This is a genomic window from Pyxidicoccus trucidator, from assembly GCF_010894435.1.
In the GTDB taxonomy this organism is placed as follows: domain Bacteria; phylum Myxococcota; class Myxococcia; order Myxococcales; family Myxococcaceae; genus Myxococcus; species Myxococcus trucidator.
Window position 1 is genome coordinate 1 of the sequence record NZ_JAAIXZ010000047.1, and the last position, 4,278, is coordinate 4,278.

Below are 4,278 nucleotides of genomic sequence, written 5' to 3' on the forward strand. Positions count from 1 at the left end.
ACCCCTTCAGCACCACGCCGGGCGCGCGCATGTACCGCACCGGTGACCTGGTGCGCCGCAAGGCCGACTCCCAGCTGGAGTACCTGGGCCGCACCGACTTCCAGGTGAAGGTGCGCGGCTTCCGCATCGAGCTGGGGGAGATTGAGACCGCACTGCGCCTGCACCCCGCCGTGCAGCAGGCCCTCGTCATGGCCCGCCAGGACTCCCCCGGTGACAAGCGCCTGGTGGCCTACTTCACCACTCACGGCCAGCCCCCCGACGCGGCCTCCCTGCGCTCCTTCCTCAAGGAGAAGCTGCCCGACTACATGGTGCCCTCGGCCTTCATGCCGCTGGACGCCTTCCCCCTCACTCCCAACGGCAAGATGGACCGTAAGGCGCTTCCCGCGCCCGACGCCTCGCTGCTGGCCGCCAGCGTCTACGTCGCGCCACGCACGCCCACCGAGGAGCGGCTCGCCTCGCTCTGGGCCGAGGTGCTCCGCGTCGAGCGCGTGGGCCGCGGTGACGACTTCTTCGCCCTCGGCGGCCACTCGCTGCTCGCCACCCAGGTGGTCGCTCGCATCCGCTCGGCCTTCGACGTCGAGCTTCCCCTGCGCGCGCTCTTCGAGGCCTCCACCCTGGAGCAGCTCTCCCTTCGCGTGGAGCAGGCCAGCCGGGGAATCACCCTGCCGGCGCTGCGGCCCGCATCGAGGGATGGAGTGCTGCCGCTGTCCTTCGCGCAGCAGCGCCTGTGGTTCCTGGACCAGCTCCAGCCCGGCTCACCCTCGTACAACATGCCCACCGCCCTGCGGCTGGACGGCATGCTGGACGTGCCCGCACTGGAGCGCGCCTTCTCCGAATTGCTGCGCCGCCACGAGGCCCTGCGCACCACCTTCCGCGGCGAGGGCGGCACTCCCATTCAGCACATCGCCCCGCCCGCGCCCTTCCACCTGCCCCTGGTGGACCTGTCCGCGCGCGAGGACCGCGAGGCGGAAGCACAGCGCCTGGCCGGAGCAGACGCGCTGCGGCCCTTCAGCCTGGCCACCGGTCCGCTGCTGCGCGCTTCACTCCTGCGCCTGTCGGAGCAGCAACACGTGCTGCTGCTCAACATGCACCACGTCGTCTCCGACGGCTGGTCCATGGGTGTGCTCGTCGGTGAGATTGGCGCCCTCTATCAGGCCTTCTCTTCCGGCCAGCCCTCGCCCCTGCGCGAGCTGCCGGTGCAGTACGCCGACTTCTCCGTCTGGCAGCGCTCCTGGCTGCAGGGTGACGCGCTCCAGCGGCAGATTGACTACTGGAAGCAGCAGCTCTCCGGCGCGCCCGCGCACCTGGAGCTGCCCACCGACTTCCCGCGCCCGCCCGTCCTCTCGCCGCGCAGCGAGCTGGTCCCCGTGCGCCTGCCGCGCGAGCTGAGCGAGTCCTTGAAGGCCCTGGCCCAGCGGGAAGGCGCCACGCCCTTCATGCTGCTGCTGGCCTCCTTCCAGTTGCTGCTGTCGCGCTACTCCGGCCAGGAAGACGTCGTCGTCGGAACGCCCATCGCCGGCCGCCGCCACGCGGAGACCGAGGGCCTCATCGGCTTCTTCGTCAACACCCTCGTGCTGCGCACGCAGCTCGACAGCCAGCGCACCTTCCGTGAAGTGCTGGCCCGGGTGCGAGAGTCCACGCTCGGCGCCTACGAGCACCAGGACCTCCCCTTCGAGAAGCTCGTCGAGGAGCTGCAGCCCGTGCGCGACATGAGTCGCTCGGCCCTGTTCCAGGCGCTCTTCGCCCTGCAGAACACCCCCGTGCAGGACATCACCCTGCCCGCCCTGTCGCTGCGCCCGCTGGAGACGGACGGGGCCTCCATCTCCCGGTTCGAGCTCACCCTCCGGCTGACGGACACCCCGGACGGCTTCGGGGGCGGCCTCCAGTTCAGCACCGACCTCTTCACCCAGGCCACCGCCACCCGCATGGTGCGCCATCTCCAGTTGCTGCTGGAGTCCATCGCCGCCCAACCGGACCTGCGCCTGACCGAGCTGCCGCTGCTGTCCGCTCCCGAGCGCCAGCAGGTGCTGCGCGCCTGGAACGACACCGCAGCCAGCTTCCCCATCGAGTCCTGCTTCCACCACGCCTTCGAGCAGCAGGCCGCGCGCACCCCGAACGCGCCTGCCGTGCGCTTCGAGGACACGGCCCTCTCGTTCGCCCAGCTCAACGGCCGCGCCAACCAGCTCGCGCACCACCTGCGCTCGCTCGGCGTCGGCCCCGACGTCCCCGTAGCGCTCTGCTTCGAGCGCTCCGTGGACATGGTGGTGGCGCTGCTGGGCATCATGAAGGCCGGCGGCGCCTACGTCCCGCTGGACACGGCGTGGCCGTCACAGCGGCGGACCTTCACCCTGCAGGACTGCGCGGCTCCCGTGCTGCTGACGCAGCAGCACCTGACCGGCTCGTGGCACCCCGCCGGCACCCGCGTGGTGTGCCTGGACTCGCAGGCCGCGCTGCTGGCCTCGCTGCCCGCGCACGACCCCGCTCCGGCCGCTGCGCCCGAGAACCTCGCCTACGTCATCTACACCTCCGGCTCCACCGGCACGCCCAAGGGCGTCATGGTGCGGCACCGCGCGGTGCTCAACCTCCACCACGCCCTGCGAACCACCGTCTACGCCGGCCAGCCCGCGGGCCTGCGCGTGAGCGTCAACGCGCCCCTGGCCTTCGACGCCTCCGTCAAGCAGCTCGTCCAGCTCCTCGATGGCCACTGCCTGCGCATCGTCCCGGAGGGCACGCGGCAGGATCCGGAGGCCATGGTGGCGTGGCTGGCCCGGCACCGCGTGGACGTGCTCGACTGCACGCCTTCGCTGCTGCGGTTGATGCTGCGCGCCGGCCTGATGCAGGGTGAGCATGCGCCGCGGCTGCTGGTGCCCGGCGGCGAAGCGCTCGACGAGGCCATGTGGCAGGTGCTCGCGGCCTCCGAGCGCACGCGTACCTTCAACGTCTACGGCCCCACCGAGTGCACGGTGGACGCCACCACCTTCGGCGTGCGGCCGGGCTCACAGCCCACCATCGGCGGGCCCCTGCCCAACGTCCAGGTGTACGTGCTGGATGCGGCGTTGCAGCCCGTCCCGGTGGGCGTGCCCGGCGAGCTGTTCATCTCCGGCGCGGGACTGGCGCGCGGCTACCTCGCCCGTCCGGCCCTCACGGCCGAGAAGTTCCTGGCGGACCCCTTCAGCACCACGCCGGGCGCGCGCATGTACCGCACCGGTGACAAGGTGCGCTGGCTGGCCGACGGCACCCTCGACTACCTGGGCCGCACCGACTTCCAGGTGAAGCTGCGCGGCTTCCGCATCGAGCTGGGCGAAATCGAGTCCGCGCTGGCCCAGCAGCCGGCCGTGCGGCAGGCCCTGGTGCTGGTGCGCGAGGACTCTCCGGGCGACCAGCGGCTGGTGGCCTGGTTCACCTCGCAGGCCCAGTCGCCCGACGCGGCCACTCTGCGCGCCTTCCTCAAGGAGCGGCTGCCCGAGTACATGGTGCCGTCGGCCTTCGTGCCGCTGGAGACCTTCCCGCTCACGCCCAACGGCAAGGTGGACCGCAAGGCGCTGCCCGCGCCGGACGCCTCGCTGCTGGCCTCCGCTAGCTACGTGGCGCCGCGCACGCCCACCGAGGAACAACTCGCCTCCGTGTGGGCCGAGGTGCTGCGCGTCGAGCGCGTGGGCCGCGGTGACGACTTCTTCGCCCTCGGCGGCCACTCGCTGCTGGCCACCCAGGTGGTGGCTCGCATCCGCGCGACCTTCGCCATCGAGCTACCCCTGCGCGCCCTCTTCGAGGCGCCTACCCTGGAACAGCTCGCGCTGAAGGTCGATGCCCTGCTCCAGGGCGGCACGGGTTCCTCGCTGCCTCCGCTGCGGCCCGCGTCGAGGGATGGCGTGCTGCCCCTGTCCTTCGCGCAGCAGCGGCTGTGGTTCCTGGATCAGCTCCAGCCCGGCTCGCCCACCTACAACATGCCCACCGCCCTGCGGCTGGACGGCATGCTGGACGTGCCCGCACTGGAGCGTGCCTTCTCCGAATTGCTGCGCCGCCATGAAGCGCTTCGCACCACCTTCGGCAGCGAGGCCGGCACTCCCGTCCAGCTCATCTCCCCGCCCTCGCCCTTCCGCCTGGCCCTGGTGGACCTCTCCTCACACGAGGACCGTCAGGCCGAGGCCCGACGCATGGCCCAGGCGGACGCGCTGCATCCCTTCAGCCTCTCCACCGGTCCGCTGCTGCGCGTCAGCCTGCTGCGCCTGGCCGAACAGCAGCACGTGCTGCTGCTCAACATGCACCACGTCGTCTCCG

Annotated in this window: 1 protein-coding gene; it reads left to right on the plus strand. The window is 71.6% G+C overall.

The window, feature by feature from the left end:
- Positions 1 to 4,278: non-ribosomal peptide synthetase (locus G4D85_RS48300; RefSeq protein WP_164021876.1), on the plus strand; the 4,278-nt coding region annotated here is incomplete at both ends.